Raw genomic sequence first — 16,150 nt, forward strand, 5'->3', positions numbered from 1 at the left:
AAACGGAAAACGGAAAACGGAAAACGGAAAACCCAAAACCCAAAACCGCACACTCCGGAAACTCAAATGCCCGCTTTTGCGTTACCCTAACACCTATACATTAGAAACTCCCAGCATTATGCTCCGACCGCAGGTACTTATTTATACGGAAACCACTCCGAACCCAAATTCAATGAAGTTTGTTATCAACTTCGAATTGGTACCCGAAGGTGTTTCATTTGATTTTGCTTCTCCTTCTGAGGCTATTTCACCGGAGAAAAATTCTCCATTGGCCGTTGAGCTGTTCGGATATGACTGGGTACAACGCGTGTTCATTTCCTACAATTTTGTTACCGTCACCAAGCACGACGAAACGGAATGGGAAGAAGTACTGTTCGATACCAAACAATTGATTAAACGGTACATGGATAGTGGTAAACCGGTGCTGACGAAGGCTGCTGCCGAGACGCAGCACGAAGCCATCAATGCTGAGCAGGACAGTGATACGATTATCAAGATTAAAGCGGTACTCGATCAATACGTGAAGCCTGCCGTAGAAATGGACGGTGGAGCCATTACGTTCTCTTCGTTTCAGGAAGATACCGGTATCGTTAAGCTTTTATTACAGGGCTCCTGTAGCGGATGTCCTTCTTCTACCATGACGCTGAAAGCAGGCATTGAAAATCTGCTGACCCGCATGGTTCCTGAAGTAAAACTGGTTGAAGCCGAAGGCGTATAATATCAATCAGTCTTTTCAGACTTTCCTTTTCCCCAAGAAAGCAAAAGCCCGAACGCTGTAAAGCATTCGGGCTTTTTATTGATTACACCGCTTACCAATTGATGGCGAGGGCTTCATTGCATTTTCGTACCGTAGCCGCGATTTCAGGTAATAAATCCGGATTCTTTTCGATTCCATTCCCCACCACAATCACATCGGCTCCGGCCTGTAAAGCCATTTTTGCTTTTTGCGTTGAATCAATACCGCCGCCTACAATAATCGGCGTATCTACGCTCTGGCGTACGGCGGCAATCATTTCGGGCGTGATACTTTTCAGTGCTCCACTACCCGCATCCAGATACGTCAGTCGCAAGCCCAGCATTTCTCCTGCCATCGCCGTACACGCCGCTACGGCTGGTTTATTGTTGGGAATAGGGGTGGTGTGCGACATGTACGAAGCCGTGGTTTGCTGCCCCGCATCGATCAGTAAATAGCCGGTCGGTAGAATTTCCAGACCTGATTTTTTCAGCATTGGAGCCGCGACTACCTGTTGTCCAATCAGATATTCTGGGTTTCTACCCGAAATCAGAGATAAAAACAGAACTGCATCCGCAGCCGGATGCACGTGCATATTGCTTCCTAAAAACAATACGACCGGAATCGTTGTGTATTCTCGAATGAGAGCAATGATGTCACCCATCTGAAATTGAGTGATCAGACTACCTCCGAGAAAGAAAAAATCCACTTGCTCCTGTTGAGCCCGCTGTAATAATAAAGGAAATTCATCCAAACGTACATCGTCCGGATCAATCAAAACCGCAAATGCCTTTCGACCTTGTTCCCGATACGTAATGAACTGATTAAGAATCGGTTTTATCATGAGAATTTTATTCGGTTAAAGCAGAAACGGCCCTTAAGATAGCCGGCTATTCCCCTTGCACATTCCATTGGTACGAACCACAAACATGGCAGTAGTGTTTGTTGATCCTATGCCAAAAGTACAAACTTTGAGTGGAAAAAGGGTTTTAGGTTTGAAAATGCTAGTATCCGGCCTTTCGTTCCAACAAAATACAGACCGAAGTAACCTATTTTTTCACCCGTTCGACGACTTGAGCTACGCGTGCCCAATCCGTATAGGCAATGTCGTATTCCGGTACGGCGGCTACGCCTCCCAAAGCAATCCCTTCTTTTCGGTACTCCATTCGGCTATCCCGGCTCACTTTGCCCGTCAGGTGCAACGCGTGTACGCCCGTTTCCAGTAAGGCATCGGCATTTGCCGCATTGACTCCACTACCCGCCATGATCTCGATCCGACGAGCAGCCTGCTGTACCATTCGCTTTAATTCTGCTGTACCGTCCGGAGCTTTATCGGCTCCGCCCGAGGTAAGAATAATCCGACAACCCGTCGCAATGACGTCTTCAACCGCCTCAGCAAGGTCCTGGGCAAAATCGATGGCCCGGTGAAACGTAACGGGCAGGGGGGCAGCCACTTGTACGAGTTCACGGGTACGCTCGACGTCTACGCGTCCATCAGGTAACAAAATACCCAGCACGATACCCTGTACGCCCGCTGCTTTGAATGTTTCAATTTCGGCTTTCATTACCTCAAACTCAAGATCATCGTAGCAAAAATCACCTCCTCGAGGCCGTACCATGACGTTAATCGGTAAGGAAACATGCTTCAAAGAAGCCTGTACTACGCCCAAAGATGGGGTCGTTCCGCCCTCAAAAGGGGAAGCACATAACTCAATTCGGTCAGCTCCGGCTTTTTCAGCCGCCAAACATGATTCCAGTGAATACGAACAAACTTCAACCTTTCTCAAAACACGTTCCATTCCACCTTCCAATACACTCATAGTCAGATTATTACGGGTAAAAATTAAAATCAGTTATATTTTTTTTCGAAAGAACGATCTTTTTTGGAACGTTTTTTATTTTATTCAAGCGAAAAATAGCGGTAAGTCTCCAAGCAATGCAAAAAAGACTTACTTTTGCAGTCATTTTTCTGAACCCATTATTCCATAGGAGGGAAAACGCATGTACTGGACCCTTGAACTTGCTTCCTATCTGGAGGATGCTCCGTGGCCTGCAACGAAAGACGAGCTTATTGACTATGCCATTCGGACGGGTGCTCCGCTGGAAGTAGTTGAGAACCTTCAAGAACTCGAAGACGACGGTCAACCTTACGAAAGCATTGAAGAAATCTGGCCGGATTATCCGACAAAAGATGATTTCTTCTTCAACGAAGACGAATATTGATGCTTTGTTGAACCATAGGTATTACTAGGCCCGATTGATTCGGGCCTTTTTTATTGCAATAACCGCTCGACCAATGGGTACACGCGTTGGGTAGCTTCCGCATCGATTAAACCAAGGCCCAGGCGACGGTACAACAGGTCTTCGGGCGTACAGGCCATTTCCTGTCTGCGGGCGAAGATTACCTCGGCCTGAATAAACGGGTGCGGAGCCGCCAGCGGTTGTTTCCAATCCGGATTTTCCTGCGTTAAGGCCAGTACATCCATTGCTTCCGTTCCGTAGGTACGGGCCAGATGCCGGGACACTTCTTCCGTTAAACCATACGTTTGCTGGAGTTTCAGAAATAAATCGGGTGTATAGGCTTCACCACCCGCCAGCCGGTACTGTTCGGTGGAACACTCCTTCTTCACCTTCAATTGCTCACAAACCGCGTCGATTGTATCGCTGGCCATAAGGCGATAGGTCGTCCATTTGCCGCCCAAAATACTGATGAGCTTGGTTTTATCATCTACCTCTACCTCATGATCGCGTACCAGCGATTTCGTATCCTTGGCAAAAATGGCTTCAATCAAGGGGCGTTGTCCCGTGAATCCCGCCCGAATATCCGCTTCCGTAATGGGTGTCTTCAGATACCGATTCACGTAACTCATCAGGTATTTCTCCTCCGCCAGTGTTGGACGTGGTGTATCGCTCAGTTCATCTTCCAGATCGGTAGTACCTACCAAAACCTGATCCTTCCAGGGAATGAGAAATAGTACCCGCCCATCGTCGGTTTTAGGTACCAGAATAGCCGTATTCCCCGGCAGATGGCTTTTTTCCAGTACAATATGGGAACCCCGACTCACGCGGATACGCGGTCGTGACTTCGCATTGGCCATGGTACGGATCTGATCCGAAAAAGGGCCCGTTGCATTCACGAATACCTTCGCCTGAATGTCGTAGGTATGGCCATTAAGGGTATCCTTGACTTCCAGCTTCCGCACTTTACCGGATTTTGAATAGCCAAAGGCCAGAGCTTCCGTATGGTTAAGTACGACCGCTCCTTCTTTTGCCGCCGATTTGATGAGAGCCAGTGCAAAACGGGCATCGTCCAGCTGACCATCGTAGTACAAGACGGCACTGTGTAAACGTTCGGTTTGAAGTTGGGGCACGTGTTCGAGTACCTGTGTTTTGGATAACCAGCGGCTCGGCTGAATATTTCGCGAGCCCGCCATCCAATCGTATATTTTCAGCCCGATGCTGTAATACATGCCTTCCAGCCAGCTTCGGCAGGGCGTTAGTAACGGCAGAGATCGGGTCAGGTGTGGAGCATTCTGCAGGAGGGTACGCCGCTCGTGCAGGGCTTTACGAACCATTCGAAACTGATCCGGACTCAATTGCTTGACGGCCTGTTCGAGATACCGAACGCCGCCGTGAATCAGCTTTGTAGATTTGGAAGACGTTTGAGCCGCGAAATCTTCTTTTTCAATCAGACACACGCTGAGGCCCCGTAAAGCAGCGTCAAGAGCACAGCCCGCTCCGGTGGCTCCTCCGCCAATGATACAAACATCAAAGGTTTGCGTAGTTAACTGATTGAAAAATGCGGTACGATTCATAACGGGCTAGAGCAAAGGAACCATTGGCGATATAGAAGTTTTTCCGCAGTAAACCGATTCTACATCAAAGATTTTTTAATTGCTTAACGTTTGATTCTAAAAAGTCTTGTACATCCTATGTGGTTCGCCTGCCATCGTCGCCCTGATCGTTCCTTTTTCTGGAAAGGTCGTCCTTTTCCCGTATGTGCCCGTTGTACAGGATTATATGTGGGTTACGGAATAGGCCTCCTCTTGAGCCTCTGGCTGGGACCGCTCGCTTCCTTCTGGTCGGTAGTACTGATCATTCCCCTGCTCATCGATAGCTTCACGCAATACTGGCAGTGGCGAGAGAGTACTAATCCGCTCCGACTGATTACGGGCATGCTGGCGGGTACGGGCATCGTACTGCTCACCATTGGCTTTGCGTATACGGCGGCCCTGGCCTTAACCGTTGTGGATGGGTACTAGCTGGCTACGCGTGATTCGTCGTTAACTCCAGCATGACGGGACAATGGTCGGAGTGTTTAATGTCTGACCAGATGGCTGCGTCTTTCAATCGTTCGCGTAACGATTCCGTAGCCAGTTGGTAGTCAATCCGCCAGCCCAGATTTTTGCTACGGGCTCCGGCCCGAAAGCTCCACCAGGTATACTGATGCGGCTCGGGATGAAAGTGCCGGAAGGTATCAATGAATCCACTTTCCAGAAAACGACCCATCCAAGCCCGCTCTTCGGGCAGAAAGCCGGACGAATTGGCGTTGGACTTCGGGTTATGAATATCAATCGGCTGGTGGCAAATGTTGTAATCCCCCGAAATAATCAGGTTAGGTACCACCTTTTTCAGGTCATCAATGTAATCCTGAAAATCAGACAAGAACTCCATTTTGAACGCCTGCCGCATGTCTCCACTTGATCCCGAAGGCAGGTACAGACTCATAAACGAGAAATCATCAAAATCCGCCCGCAGGATGCGGCCTTCGTCGTCATAGATCGCGTTTCCACAACCGTATGCCACGTGTTTGGGCGTGTGCTTGGATAGAATGGCAACGCCGGAGTACCCTTTTTTCACCGCCGGATACCAGTACAGCTGATAACCCAGGTCTTCGAAGATGGTGCGGTCAAACTGATGAATCTCCGATTTTACTTCCTGCAGAGCTACCACATCGGCGTTAGTACTCTGTAGCCATTCCGCAAAACCTTTCGTCAGGGCTGAACGAATGCCGTTGACGTTGTACGTAAGTAATTTCATAGGGGGAAAAATGGAAAACGGAAGAGATTTCTCTCTTCCGTAGCTATATAATGCCTTCGCGTTCGAAGTATTCCAGTACGTGCTGTTTGAGCAGGGTTTCCTGATTAAGCAAGTCGACAAAGGGCAGGGGTTGTACCAGCTTCCAGTGCGGCCAGCCATCCGCATCCAGCCCTTCGAGTTCGTAATAGCCACTGTAGCTCAATACCTTACAAACCGCGATGTGCATCAAATCCTGTTTTTGTTCTTTCGTAAAGAACTGATGGCCTTTGCCCAGTTCCTGTACGCCAATCAAAAACAGGACGCCATTCAAATCCGCCGGACGCTTGCCGATCATGCCTTCCAGCTGATCCAGCAACTGTTCCCAATCCTGATCTTCTAATTCTTGTTTCATACCCTTGCTAACAGTAAAAACGGCTCGAAACGTTCGGAAAAACGTTACTCGGTACCTTTCTGCAATTCGTCCCAATATTCAACGGCTCGCCGCAGGTGCGGAATGACGATCGTACCACCAATGATTGTAGCGATGGAGAATACTTCCTGCATTTCGGCCTCGGTAACTCCTAGTTCGTGACACTTGCCCAGGTGGTACTTTACGCAATCATCGCAACGCAGTACCATCGAGCAGGCCAGGCCAATCAGTTCTTTGGTCTTACTGTTTAAAGCTCCTTCGGCGTAAGTATTCGTATCGAGGTTGAATAAGCGTTTGATAATCAGATTGTCCGAGCCCAAAATGCGTTCGTTCATCCGGCTGCGGTATTCGTCGAATTGTTCAACTAATGCCATGTCTGTTGATTGATTGTGAAGCGTGATGGTCAGAAGGTTACCCGTTTCATTTACTGAACGGTACGGCTTCTCCTGATTTTCCCGGCGAAGTTAGCCGAAAAACTCACCCCAATTATGAAAAGCTACTGGCAGGCGTTCTGGACGCTGTTATTTCCACGCATTTGTCTGGGTTGCCAGCAAACGCTGGCCGAAGGTGAAGACCTGCTCTGTACCACCTGCCGCTTTGATTTGCCCGTTACCCGTAGCTGGCAAACGGGCGATTCGGTCGTAGCTGACAAGTTCGCCGGAAGAATCCCCGTGGCTAGTGCTCATGCCTACCTCAAGTTTCGCAAGGGAGGGAAAGTCCAGCATCTATTACACCAGCTCAAGTACAACAACGAACCCGAAGTTGGGGCCTTGCTGGGACGTCTGTTCGGTGTGGAATTGAAAGCAGCGGGCCTGACTGCGGACTTGTTACTGCCTGTTCCACTGCACGAAAGTCGCCAGCGACAACGGGGCTACAACCAGAGCGACAGCATTGCCGAAGGACTTTCCCAGGTACTGGAAATTCCCTGGTCGAATCAACTGTTGAAGAAAGAAACGGCTACGGCCAGCCAAACCCGAAAAACCCGCTGGGAACGCGTTCAGAACGTGGCCAATGTCTTTACCGTCACGCAGCCTGAATTCATACAAAATCAGCGAATCGCCCTGATTGATGATGTCGTGACGACGGGATCTACGCTGGAAGCCTGTGCTCAGGTTCTGCTTGAAAAGGGTTGCCGGGAAGTACACATCTGGACGCTGGCGACTGCTCTTTGAAACGGATTCAATCTAAAAAATTCGTAATTTTAAAAGCTAAATCCTTTGAATACCAATACCTATGCTTCGCTTCCTAGCCATTTTGCTCGCTACAACGTTCCTACTGTTCAGCAGCTTTTCAAGTGATGCCCAGCGTACGTACTGTAATCCGATGGACATTGGTTATCGCTACAATTTCGAACAGCTCAACGAACAGATTTCGTACCGCTCGGGAGCCGACCCGGTGATTGTCAATCATAAAGGTGAGTACTATCTGTTCGTAACCATTTCGGGCGGATACTGGCATTCCAAAGATTTGTCACACTGGGACTTTGTAACGCCCGACAAGTGGCCTTTTGAGGATATGTGTGCTCCGGCGGCCCTGTCGGTCCGGGATACGCTTTTTCTCTTTCAGTCTACGTTTGAACAACGGCCTATTCTGTATTCCGTAGCCCCCGAAAAAGGGAAACTCCAATTCTATAACCGCTGGTTACCGCGTTTACCCAAAGACATTGGTCCCTGGGACCCGGCCCTTTTTCACGATGAAGATACCGACAAGTGGTTCATGTACTGGGGTTCGTCGAATGTGTATCCCATTTTCGGAGCCGAACTCGATCCCAAGCGGCGGTTGACTTACGCAGGTCCCTACCAATCCATGTTCTGGCTTGATCCCTGGAAGCACGGCTGGGAACGTTTCGGTCCGAATCACGCCGATCTAATGAAGCCTTTTGTGGAAGGAGCCTGGATGACCAAGTATAATAAAAAGTATTATTTACAGTACGGAGCACCCGGCACCGAGTACAACGTATATGCTACCGGTACTTACGTGGGCAACGATCCGCTAGGCCCCTGGGAGTACGCTCCCTACAATCCGATTTCGTACAAGCCCGGCGGTTTCATGAACGGAGCGGGTCACGGAAATACGTTTCAGGATAACTACGGCAATTACTGGAATACCGGAACACCCTGGATTGGCGTAAACTGGCCCATGGAACGCCGGCTGGCTATGTTTCCGGCGGGCTTTGATGCCGACGACCAGATGTACGCCAATACACGTTTCGGCGATTTCCCTCACTATTTGCCTACCAGGAAATGGCAGCGTAAAGACGAGCTATTTACGGGCTGGATGCTGCTTTCGTACCGCAAACCCGTAACAGCCTCTTCGGTAAAGGATACGCTACGAGCCGAATACGTTACGGATGAAAACCCGCGTACCTACTGGGTGGCTCGCCAGAACCGGGCCGGTGAGTGGCTAACGATTGACTTACAGCAACCCTCGGAAGTACAGGCGGTACAGATCAATTATACTGACTATAAAAATAACGTCTATAACAGCGATTCGACCGTTTATACGCAGTTTAAATTGCTCCATTCACTCGACGGAAAGAACTGGCAGTTGCTCACGGATTTAGCAAAAGAAAAGAAACGGGATCGGGCTTGTGCGTACGTTGAATTGCCCCAGGCCATTCGCACACGGCACATTCGGTACGAACACGGCTATACGGCTGGCCCCAATCTGGCCATTAGCGATATGCGGGTGTTTGGAAAAGGAAGCGGAAAACAACCGGCTACTCCGGGAAACTTGCGGGTTGTACGGCAAAAAGATGAGCGAAATGCCGATATCCGCTGGGAAAAAGTACCCGGAGCCGTGGGATACAACATTCGCTGGGGCATTACACCAGACAAATTATACCAAACGTACCAGATCTGGCATGACCAACCGAATGCCCTGGAACTACGAGCTTTAAACGTGGGCGTATCGTATAGTTTTGCCATTGAGGCTTTTAATGAAACTGGAGTATCTTCCTTAAGTTCAGTAGTTTTAATTAAGTAGAATTTTATATCTTGCAGAGGCTTTCCTTCTATTTACTGGCCGCCACTCAGTTGTAGCATTCAGGGCCTTCAACGGGACGATCTTCGCCTCGTTCATCACATTGGTATCTTCATTTGGGGTTCGACGTTTCACGTAGCTTTTCCATTGGAAGGCGTTTTCTTACGTTTTCCGTGGAAAAATGGTGATTCATCGAAAGCAATTTTCGGTACCTGAAAAACGCTGTAACATTGATCTACGAAGCTGGTTTTCTCACGTTTTAACTTTGCTCTGCCATGGTAACGGCACCTACCTACATCGACCTTAAAAACAATCAATCGGTTAGTATTCCAATGAAAAAAGCAAGAAAAAAGCCTCGCCCGTACAATTGGCTTAATGTTGTTGTTTGGATCGTTGGTGTACCGCTGGTTACTTTCTTGTGGCTGGCCCTGATGACCTACCTGATTTACATTATTTTCTAATTTTCTGGATTAAAAAATCCTTTTTACATACGTTCTTTGAGGCTCAACTACACGGTGGTTATGAGCCTCTTTGCCTTTACAAACGTCCGTATCTTCACGGGCTCTGCCTTTATTGAGCATCAACATCTGCTGGTCGAAGACCAGACCATTCTTGGTTTAAGCGATTCCATTCCTGAAACGGCTACCGTAATCGACGGTCAGCAGGCTGTACTCGCTCCGGGTTTTGTCGAACTTCAGGTGTACGGCGGGCAAGGCACTTTATTCACAACCGAACCTACGCCTGAAGCCATTCAAAAGAACTATGAAGAACATCTGGCTGGCGGAACCACTCATTTCCAGATTACTTACCATACCGGCCCTTTAACGGGCATGCTGGCCGCCATTGCCGCCTGTCGTACGTATCGGCAACAGGGTGGTCAGGGCTTGATAGGGCTTCATCTCGAAGGCCCTTACTTCAATCCAGTCAAACGCGGGGCCCATTTACTTTCCTACATCCGGAAAGCGACCATTGCTGAACTCGAACAACTCGTCGAAGCGGCGGGTGATCTACCTCTCTTTCTGACGCTGGCTCCCGAAGAAGCAGACCCGGAAGTACTGGACTGGCTCTTGCAAAGTCCAATCATACTTTCCGCAGGGCATTCCAATGCTACGTATCCACAGGCAATGCAGGCTTTTCAACAGGGGATAGGACTTGTAACGCACCTGTTCAATGCGATGTCGCCCTTCAACAGTCGCGAACCCGGTCTACTCGGAGCGGCTTTCGATTCATCCGTACGGGCTAGTATCATTGTCGACGGTATTCACGTCGATTTTGCCAGCGTACGCATTGCTCATAAGCTCATGGGCGATCGGCTGTTTTTCATTACGGACGCGGTTACGGAAGATACACGGGGTGAGTACAAGTTTAGTTTCAACCCGGTTACGCAACGATTTGAGGATGAAAGCGGCACCCTTTCAGGCTCATCCCTTACCCTGATGCAGGCCGTTGCCAACGCCGTTGAACACGTGGGTATTCCGCTGGAGGAAGCCTTACGGATGGCCTCGCTGTATCCCGCCCAGATTATTGGGAAGGATCATCAGTTGGGGCGTATTGCGGCCGGGTACGAGGCCAGTTTTGTCTTGTTTGATCCGCATTTTGTTTTGCAGGGCGTATACACCCAAGGAGCATACCGGTCCTTCGTATAGCCTTATCCCTGGCTGAACGGACACGCACGAAAAAGATATTTTTACGTTTATGGAAAGAAACGGCAATAGTAATTCCCACACCCTTTGGGCCTTGCGAAAAGGTTCCCGAAAATGCATTTTTCTTCTTAAAAAAAAACCTTGTATCCCCCGCTGAAAGCCCTAATTTTGTTGACAGTTCAGCACCGGTGCTGAACCCTGACGGCCTCATTCAGGCCGTTTTTAATGGCTACAGTCCAACTCTGATTATCAGCGTTTTACTTGCCGCCATAATGTAATACGTCTGATAAAAACTTCTTAAACATTTAATTGAACTGCTATGGCTCAGGAGCATATTGGTAATGAACCGCTACTGGTAGAAGATCCCATGCGATTTGTACTGTTTCCCATCAAACATCATGACATCTGGGAGATGTACAAAAAGCACGAAGCCTCTTTCTGGACAGCCGAGGAAATTGACCTGGGCCAGGACCTGAAGGACTGGGAAAACCTGAACGACGGTGAACGTCACTTCATCTCACACGTGCTGGCCTTCTTCGCGGCTTCCGACGGGATTGTCAACGAAAACCTGGCCGTTAACTTCCTTAGCGAAGTGCAATACGCAGAAGCCAAGTGCTTCTACGGTTTTCAGGTCATGATGGAAAACATCCACTCAGAAACCTATTCGTTACTGATTGATACCTACATCAAGAACCCCACTGAAAAAGATAAGATGCTGCGGGCGATCGATACGATTGAATGCGTGCAGAAAAAAGCGGAATGGGCACTCAAGTGGATCAACAGTGACAATTTTACGGAACGTCTGATTGCCTTTGCGGCCGTAGAAGGGATTTTCTTCTCGGGTTCGTTCTGTTCCATTTTCTGGTTGAAGAAACGGGGCTTGATGCCGGGTCTTTCGTTCTCCAACGAGCTGATTTCCCGGGATGAGGGATTACATTGTGATTTCGCCTGTATGCTTTACACGAATCACATTATTAACAAGCTGCCGAAAGAACGCGTTTACGACATCATTCTGGACGCCGTAGCGATTGAAAAAGAGTTCGTAACCGACGCTCTGCCCGTATCGCTGATCGGTATGAACGCAGTCTTGATGAATCAATACATTGAGTTCGTAGCGGATCGTTTGCTGTTAGCCTTAGGACTTGAGAAGCAGTTTAACGCAACGAATCCCTTTGATTTCATGGAAATGATTTCACTGCAGGGAAAAACCAACTTCTTCGAAAAACGCGTAGGTGAGTACCAGAAGGCTGGCGTCATGGCCAACCAGCAGGAAAAAGATGCGAACAAATTCGCTCTGGACGAAGATTTCTAAGCGTATATCCTGTTTGATTGTATATAAAGACCCGCAGCCCAGCGTTGCGGGTTTTTTATGTCTGACCTTTGAAGCTTCGCTTCAAGAAATTTTTTTTGAAATGGACTTAGATTTTTATCAGGACGAAATTTTTGAAAAACGCAGCTTTTCGGGGCAGGAGATACGCAATAAAGAATTTGAAAATTGTGTTTTTCAGCAATGTGATTTCGCGGAAAGTAATTTTTCGGGTAATCGCTTTACGGATTGTACCTTTACAGGTTGTAATATGGCCTTAGTACCGCTGAATCGTTCGGTATTAAATGGGGTTACGTTTCGGGATTGTAAGCTGATTGGTATAAACTTTAGTGCCTGCGAAAGTAGTATGTTTAATGTAAGCTTTCAAGCGTGTAAACTAGACTTCGCTTTGTTCAGTAACAAAAAGATAATCAAGACGTTATTCAGCAGATGTTCTTTAAAAGGTGTTGATTTTTCGGGGAGTGTACTAACCGGTAGTCATTTTCAGGATTGCGATCTGGAGAATGCTATTTTTTCACAAACTAAACTCGATCAGGTCAATTTTGTAACGGCGTATAACTTCACGATTGATCCCGAACAGAACGTGGTTAAAAAAGCTAGATTTTCATCCGAAAGTTTAGCCGGATTGCTGCGTAAATATGACTTAAAGATTGAGTAAAATTCTTACGCTAAATCTCAAATTACTAGCGATCCGAACATCAATACTTTTAGTATATATAACACTTGTTATATAGCTAGTTTATTTCTTTTGCAATACCTGATTTTGCCGTTTGAATTTGGCTTATTTCCTTTTTGTTTATCAGAAATTTACCGGCTGGGGGACTAATGCTGTATACGGTTCGGGTTGTTCTGTAGTTGACCTTCCTTGGCTCGTTCTATCATATGAGTAAGGTGAGGACTGAAAAAACCGGTCTTTGCTATAAACAGAAACTAAGTTATGGCTTTCATACAAACCATGCGGTGGTTCGGGCCGCAGGATCCCGTTTCGCTCATGGACATCCGGCAGGCGGGTTGCACGGGCATTGTCACCGCTCTGCATCAGATTCCGGTAGGTGAAGTCTGGCCGGTGGAGGCGATTCTGGAACGGAAACAACGCATTGAAGCGGATAATGACCGATATACCCCGCTGCATTGGGCCGTTGTCGAAAGTTTGCCCGTACACGAAGACATCAAGAAAGGCTTACCTTCCCGTCATGCGTATCTTGAAAACTACAAGACTTCGTTGCGAAACCTGGCTACTTGTGGGATTTCGACCGTTTGTTACAACTTCATGCCCGTACTTGACTGGTCTCGAACGGATGTTGATTACCAGATGCCCGACGGCTCGCGAGCTTTACGCTTTGTATGGGAAGATTTTGCCTTGTTCGATCTGTATATTCTTCAACGACCGGGAGCCGAAAATCACTACGAGCCTGACGTCCGGCAACGTGCTTACGAACGATTCCAGCGTTTGTCGGTCGAAGAACGCACCCGATTGACCAATACGGTTTTGCTCGGTTTACCCGGTTCTGAAGAAGCCTTCGAACTGGCGACTTTTCAAAGTAAACTCGACGAATACAAAAACATTGGTGACCCCGAACTGCGGGCGAATCTCTACGAATTCATTCGGGAAGTAGCTCCGGTTGCTGAAGAAGTAGGCATCAGGCTTTGTATTCATCCCGATGATCCACCAAAGCCCCTGCTGGGTCTGCCGCGGGTAGTGAGTACCGAAGACGACCTGGTACAGCTTTGCCAGGCCTACGATTCCGTAGCCAATGGCATTACTTTCTGTACGGGTTCGCTGGGCGTACGCCCCGATAATGACCTGGCGGGAATCGCTCAGCGGCTGGGCTCACGGATTCATTTCGTGCATTTACGGGCCACGAAACGCGAAGATAATCCTTTGAATTTTCACGAAGCCGATCATTTGTCGGGTGATGTCGACATGGTAGCGGTCATTCGGGCCTTAACGCTGGAACAAAAGCGGCGTCAGAAAACGGGACAGGGAGAAACCGCTCTGCCCATGCGACCGGATCACGGCCATCAGATGCTGGATGATCTCAATAAACGAACGTATCCGGGCTATTCGGCCATTGGCCGATTACGTGGACTGGCTGAATTACGCGGCGTTGAGTACGCCATTCTCCAGTCGCTGCCCGCGTAAATGACTTTTATTTTATCCTCTAATTTCTATTCGTTCTGAAGTATGCAGGTTTTCTCATTAAGCAATAAAATTGCCCTCATTACGGGCGGCGGCAGTGGCATCGGACTGGAAATTACGCGTTGTCTGAAAGAAGCCGGGGCCACGGTAGTCATCACCGGACGGCGGGAAGAAGTACTCCGCCAGACCGTACAGGAGCTGGGCGAAGGAGCGTATTACTTCGTGAATGATGTAACCGACTTGAGCAACCTTCCCCAATTAGTAGAGAACATTGAGGCCCAGGTGGGTCCGATTGATATTCTGGTCAATAACGCGGGTATCAACATGAAAAAACCGGCGTTGGAGGTTACGGATGAGGAATTTCAGCGAATCATTCAAACCAACCTGAATGCCGTTTTTTCGCTTACCCGCGAATGTGCCCGCCGAATGATTGCCCGCGAAAGCGGTAGCATCATCATGATCACGTCGATGGCCGCGTATTACGGCATTGACCGTGTGGCGGCCTATGGAGCTTCCAAGACGGCCGTATCGGGACTGATTAAAATTCTGGCTTCGGAGTTTTCGCCGCATAACGTACGGATCAACGCCATTGCTCCCGGTTTCATTGAAACGGCCATGATGAAAACGGCCATGAGTGGCGATCCGGATCGGATGAACCGGGCTTTACGTCGTACCCCTATGAATCGTTTCGGTAAGCCCAGTGATATTGGTTACGCCGCCGTTTTTCTGGCCTCCGAAGCGGCTGCGTACATCACAGGTGTATCGCTCCCGGTAGATGGGGGAAATTCGATTGGGTTCTAAGTAGGTTGCGGGTGTTGTGATGCCTGTGGGATGGTAGATACAGGTTCGATTCTCCGTATTGCATACGGGGCTAAGTAGGTTGAACTCCTTCGGAGTTAGGATATACAATTAAACCCATGCATTACTGGTGCAGGTTTGGAAACCTGTACCAGTAATGCATGGGTTTAATTTTCTAATCCGGACGTGATCCTTTGCGTCCGGATCCGTTACGAAATGCTACTGATACACCCGCACGTAATCCACTTCAAAACGGGCGGGGAAGGGCGTTTGGGAAGGATCGCCGCCGTTTTGTCCTCCAATAGCTAAATTTAGCAGCAAGTAATGCGGTTGATCAAAGGGGTGAGAACCGTCAGGGTTAACGGTTTTCTGCGAATCGGACGTCAGTAGCAAGCGATCGTCTACGTACAGTTTGATCGTTTTCTCATCCCAGTCCATTCGCCAGATGTGAAACTGATTGGCCCAGTTTTTCTTGAAATCACTAAGCGGCACTTTCGTTGAATTCCAGTTGGCCTTGTACCGCGTCGGCGTAGCCCAGGCAACATTCGCCAGCAGCGTATTGCGGTAGTATTCCATAATATCGATTTCGCCGTTGGAGGGCCACTCGCCCTTGACGCCCAGTGTCCAGAACGCAGGCCACATCCCCGGCTCCACGTTAATTTTTCCCCGCATTTCAAAACGTCCGTACTGCCATTGATGCAGACCTTTAGTAATCAGGCAGGCGGCGGAATAGTCAATCGTCTTCCGACTTTTTCGCCAGTCGGTACTGCCTTCTTCGTAGTTCGGATTGGGCTTATTTTCTTTCCGGGCTTCAATAATCAGTAATCCTTTTTTGCAATAAGCATTATCGGGTTGATACCACTGCAACTCTTCATTCCGAACAAAGCCCTGTTCAAACGTCCAGTTTTTAGGGTTCGGGGCTCCGTCGGTATTAAATTCATCAGCCCATACCAGTTTTCGGGACGGCATAAAAGAGGTACTGATGATAACCAGTAGCAGAAAAGAAAGAATACGCTTCATCGGTTTAGCAGGAGTAAATGATCCACTCAAAAATAAAAACGGCCAGCGAAAAAGCTGA

At 48.5% G+C, this 16,150-nt stretch carries 18 protein-coding genes; 11 read left to right on the top strand and 7 right to left on the bottom strand.

What is annotated here, in order from left to right; translation table 11 throughout:
- On the top strand, positions 1 to 718 hold a 718-nt coding region (locus BWI93_RS15880), incomplete at its 5' end, for a NifU family protein (protein ID WP_369679170.1).
- Positions 719 to 809: 91 nt separating this feature from the next.
- Here the strand turns inward: BWI93_RS15880 and BWI93_RS15885 are convergent.
- Complete coding sequence (locus BWI93_RS15885; RefSeq protein WP_094813015.1) at positions 810 to 1,577, bottom strand: geranylgeranylglyceryl/heptaprenylglyceryl phosphate synthase; 768 nt, start codon at positions 1,575 to 1,577, stop codon at positions 810 to 812.
- A 205-nt stretch (positions 1,578 to 1,782) separates the two neighbouring features.
- Positions 1,783 to 2,553, bottom strand: coding sequence for a copper homeostasis protein CutC (locus BWI93_RS15890; protein ID WP_255157909.1), 771 nt, complete (start codon positions 2,551 to 2,553; stop codon positions 1,783 to 1,785).
- A gap of 181 nt (positions 2,554 to 2,734) precedes the next feature.
- Between BWI93_RS15890 and BWI93_RS15895 the strand changes: the two genes are divergently transcribed.
- Positions 2,735 to 2,956, top strand: coding sequence for a DUF2795 domain-containing protein (locus BWI93_RS15895; RefSeq protein WP_093200032.1), 222 nt, complete (start codon positions 2,735 to 2,737; stop codon positions 2,954 to 2,956).
- Between the two features lie 50 nt (positions 2,957 to 3,006).
- Here BWI93_RS15895 and BWI93_RS15900 read toward each other — a convergent pair whose 3' ends face one another.
- Positions 3,007 to 4,548 carry a glycerol-3-phosphate dehydrogenase/oxidase gene (locus BWI93_RS15900; protein ID WP_094813017.1) on the bottom strand — a complete coding sequence of 514 codons (1,542 nt, stop codon included), beginning with the start codon at positions 4,546 to 4,548 and terminating at the stop codon, positions 3,007 to 3,009.
- A gap of 117 nt (positions 4,549 to 4,665) precedes the next feature.
- Between BWI93_RS15900 and BWI93_RS15905 the strand changes: the two genes are divergently transcribed.
- Positions 4,666 to 4,995, top strand: coding sequence for a DUF2085 domain-containing protein (locus BWI93_RS15905; RefSeq protein WP_094813019.1), 330 nt, complete (start codon positions 4,666 to 4,668; stop codon positions 4,993 to 4,995).
- Between the two features lie 4 nt (positions 4,996 to 4,999).
- Here the strand turns inward: BWI93_RS15905 and BWI93_RS15910 are convergent, their stop codons facing one another.
- From BWI93_RS15910 to BWI93_RS15920, 3 genes are read right to left on the bottom strand one after another with little or no spacing between them, the layout of a single operon-like run.
- Complete coding sequence (locus BWI93_RS15910) at positions 5,000 to 5,773, bottom strand: exodeoxyribonuclease III (RefSeq protein WP_094813021.1); 774 nt, start codon at positions 5,771 to 5,773, stop codon at positions 5,000 to 5,002.
- Positions 5,774 to 5,816: 43 nt separating this feature from the next.
- Positions 5,817 to 6,164, bottom strand: coding sequence for a hypothetical protein (locus tag BWI93_RS15915; RefSeq protein WP_094813023.1), 348 nt, complete (start codon positions 6,162 to 6,164; stop codon positions 5,817 to 5,819).
- A gap of 44 nt (positions 6,165 to 6,208) precedes the next feature.
- Positions 6,209 to 6,556 (bottom strand): carboxymuconolactone decarboxylase family protein, encoded by a 348-nt coding sequence (locus BWI93_RS15920; RefSeq protein ID WP_094813024.1) that lies wholly within the window; start codon positions 6,554 to 6,556, stop codon positions 6,209 to 6,211.
- A gap of 114 nt (positions 6,557 to 6,670) precedes the next feature.
- Between BWI93_RS15920 and BWI93_RS15925 the strand changes: the two genes are divergently transcribed.
- The 8 genes from BWI93_RS15925 to BWI93_RS15960 all read left to right on the top strand — a co-directional run bounded on the left by BWI93_RS15925 (position 6,671) and on the right by BWI93_RS15960 (position 15,075).
- Positions 6,671 to 7,354: a ComF family protein gene (locus BWI93_RS15925; protein ID WP_094813026.1), complete on the top strand. Its 684-nt coding sequence runs from the start codon at positions 6,671 to 6,673 to the stop codon at positions 7,352 to 7,354.
- A 61-nt stretch (positions 7,355 to 7,415) separates the two neighbouring features.
- Positions 7,416 to 9,167 carry a discoidin domain-containing protein gene (locus BWI93_RS15930; protein ID WP_094813028.1) on the top strand — a complete coding sequence of 584 codons (1,752 nt, stop codon included), beginning with the start codon at positions 7,416 to 7,418 and terminating at the stop codon, positions 9,165 to 9,167.
- A 272-nt stretch (positions 9,168 to 9,439) separates the two neighbouring features.
- Positions 9,440 to 9,625, top strand: coding sequence for a hypothetical protein (locus BWI93_RS15935; protein ID WP_094813030.1), 186 nt, complete (start codon positions 9,440 to 9,442; stop codon positions 9,623 to 9,625).
- Positions 9,626 to 9,685: 60 nt separating this feature from the next.
- Positions 9,686 to 10,810: an N-acetylglucosamine-6-phosphate deacetylase gene (gene nagA / locus BWI93_RS15940; RefSeq protein WP_094813032.1), complete on the top strand. Its 1,125-nt coding sequence runs from the start codon at positions 9,686 to 9,688 to the stop codon at positions 10,808 to 10,810.
- A 316-nt stretch (positions 10,811 to 11,126) separates the two neighbouring features.
- A complete protein-coding gene (locus BWI93_RS15945; RefSeq protein WP_094813034.1) occupies positions 11,127 to 12,119 on the top strand; it encodes a ribonucleoside-diphosphate reductase small subunit in 993 nt (330 codons plus the stop codon).
- 13 nt (positions 12,120 to 12,132) lie between these two features.
- Complete coding sequence (locus BWI93_RS15950; RefSeq protein WP_255157910.1) at positions 12,133 to 12,792, top strand: pentapeptide repeat-containing protein; 660 nt, start codon at positions 12,133 to 12,135, stop codon at positions 12,790 to 12,792.
- Positions 12,793 to 13,071: 279 nt separating this feature from the next.
- Positions 13,072 to 14,277 (top strand): mannonate dehydratase, encoded by a 1,206-nt coding sequence (gene uxuA / locus BWI93_RS15955; protein WP_094813036.1) that lies wholly within the window; start codon positions 13,072 to 13,074, stop codon positions 14,275 to 14,277.
- A 42-nt stretch (positions 14,278 to 14,319) separates the two neighbouring features.
- Entirely contained in the window at positions 14,320 to 15,075 is a 756-nt protein-coding gene (locus BWI93_RS15960; protein ID WP_094813038.1) for an SDR family NAD(P)-dependent oxidoreductase, read from the top strand.
- A gap of 216 nt (positions 15,076 to 15,291) precedes the next feature.
- On the opposite strand, the gene BWI93_RS15965 is transcribed toward BWI93_RS15960, so the two are convergent.
- Positions 15,292 to 16,092, bottom strand: a complete 801-nt coding sequence (locus BWI93_RS15965; protein ID WP_094813041.1) for a family 16 glycosylhydrolase — start codon at positions 16,090 to 16,092, stop codon at positions 15,292 to 15,294.
- Between the last annotated feature and the right edge of the window lie 58 nt (positions 16,093 to 16,150).

Source organism: Siphonobacter sp. BAB-5385, from assembly GCF_002261125.1.
Classification (GTDB): domain Bacteria; phylum Bacteroidota; class Bacteroidia; order Cytophagales; family Spirosomataceae; genus Siphonobacter.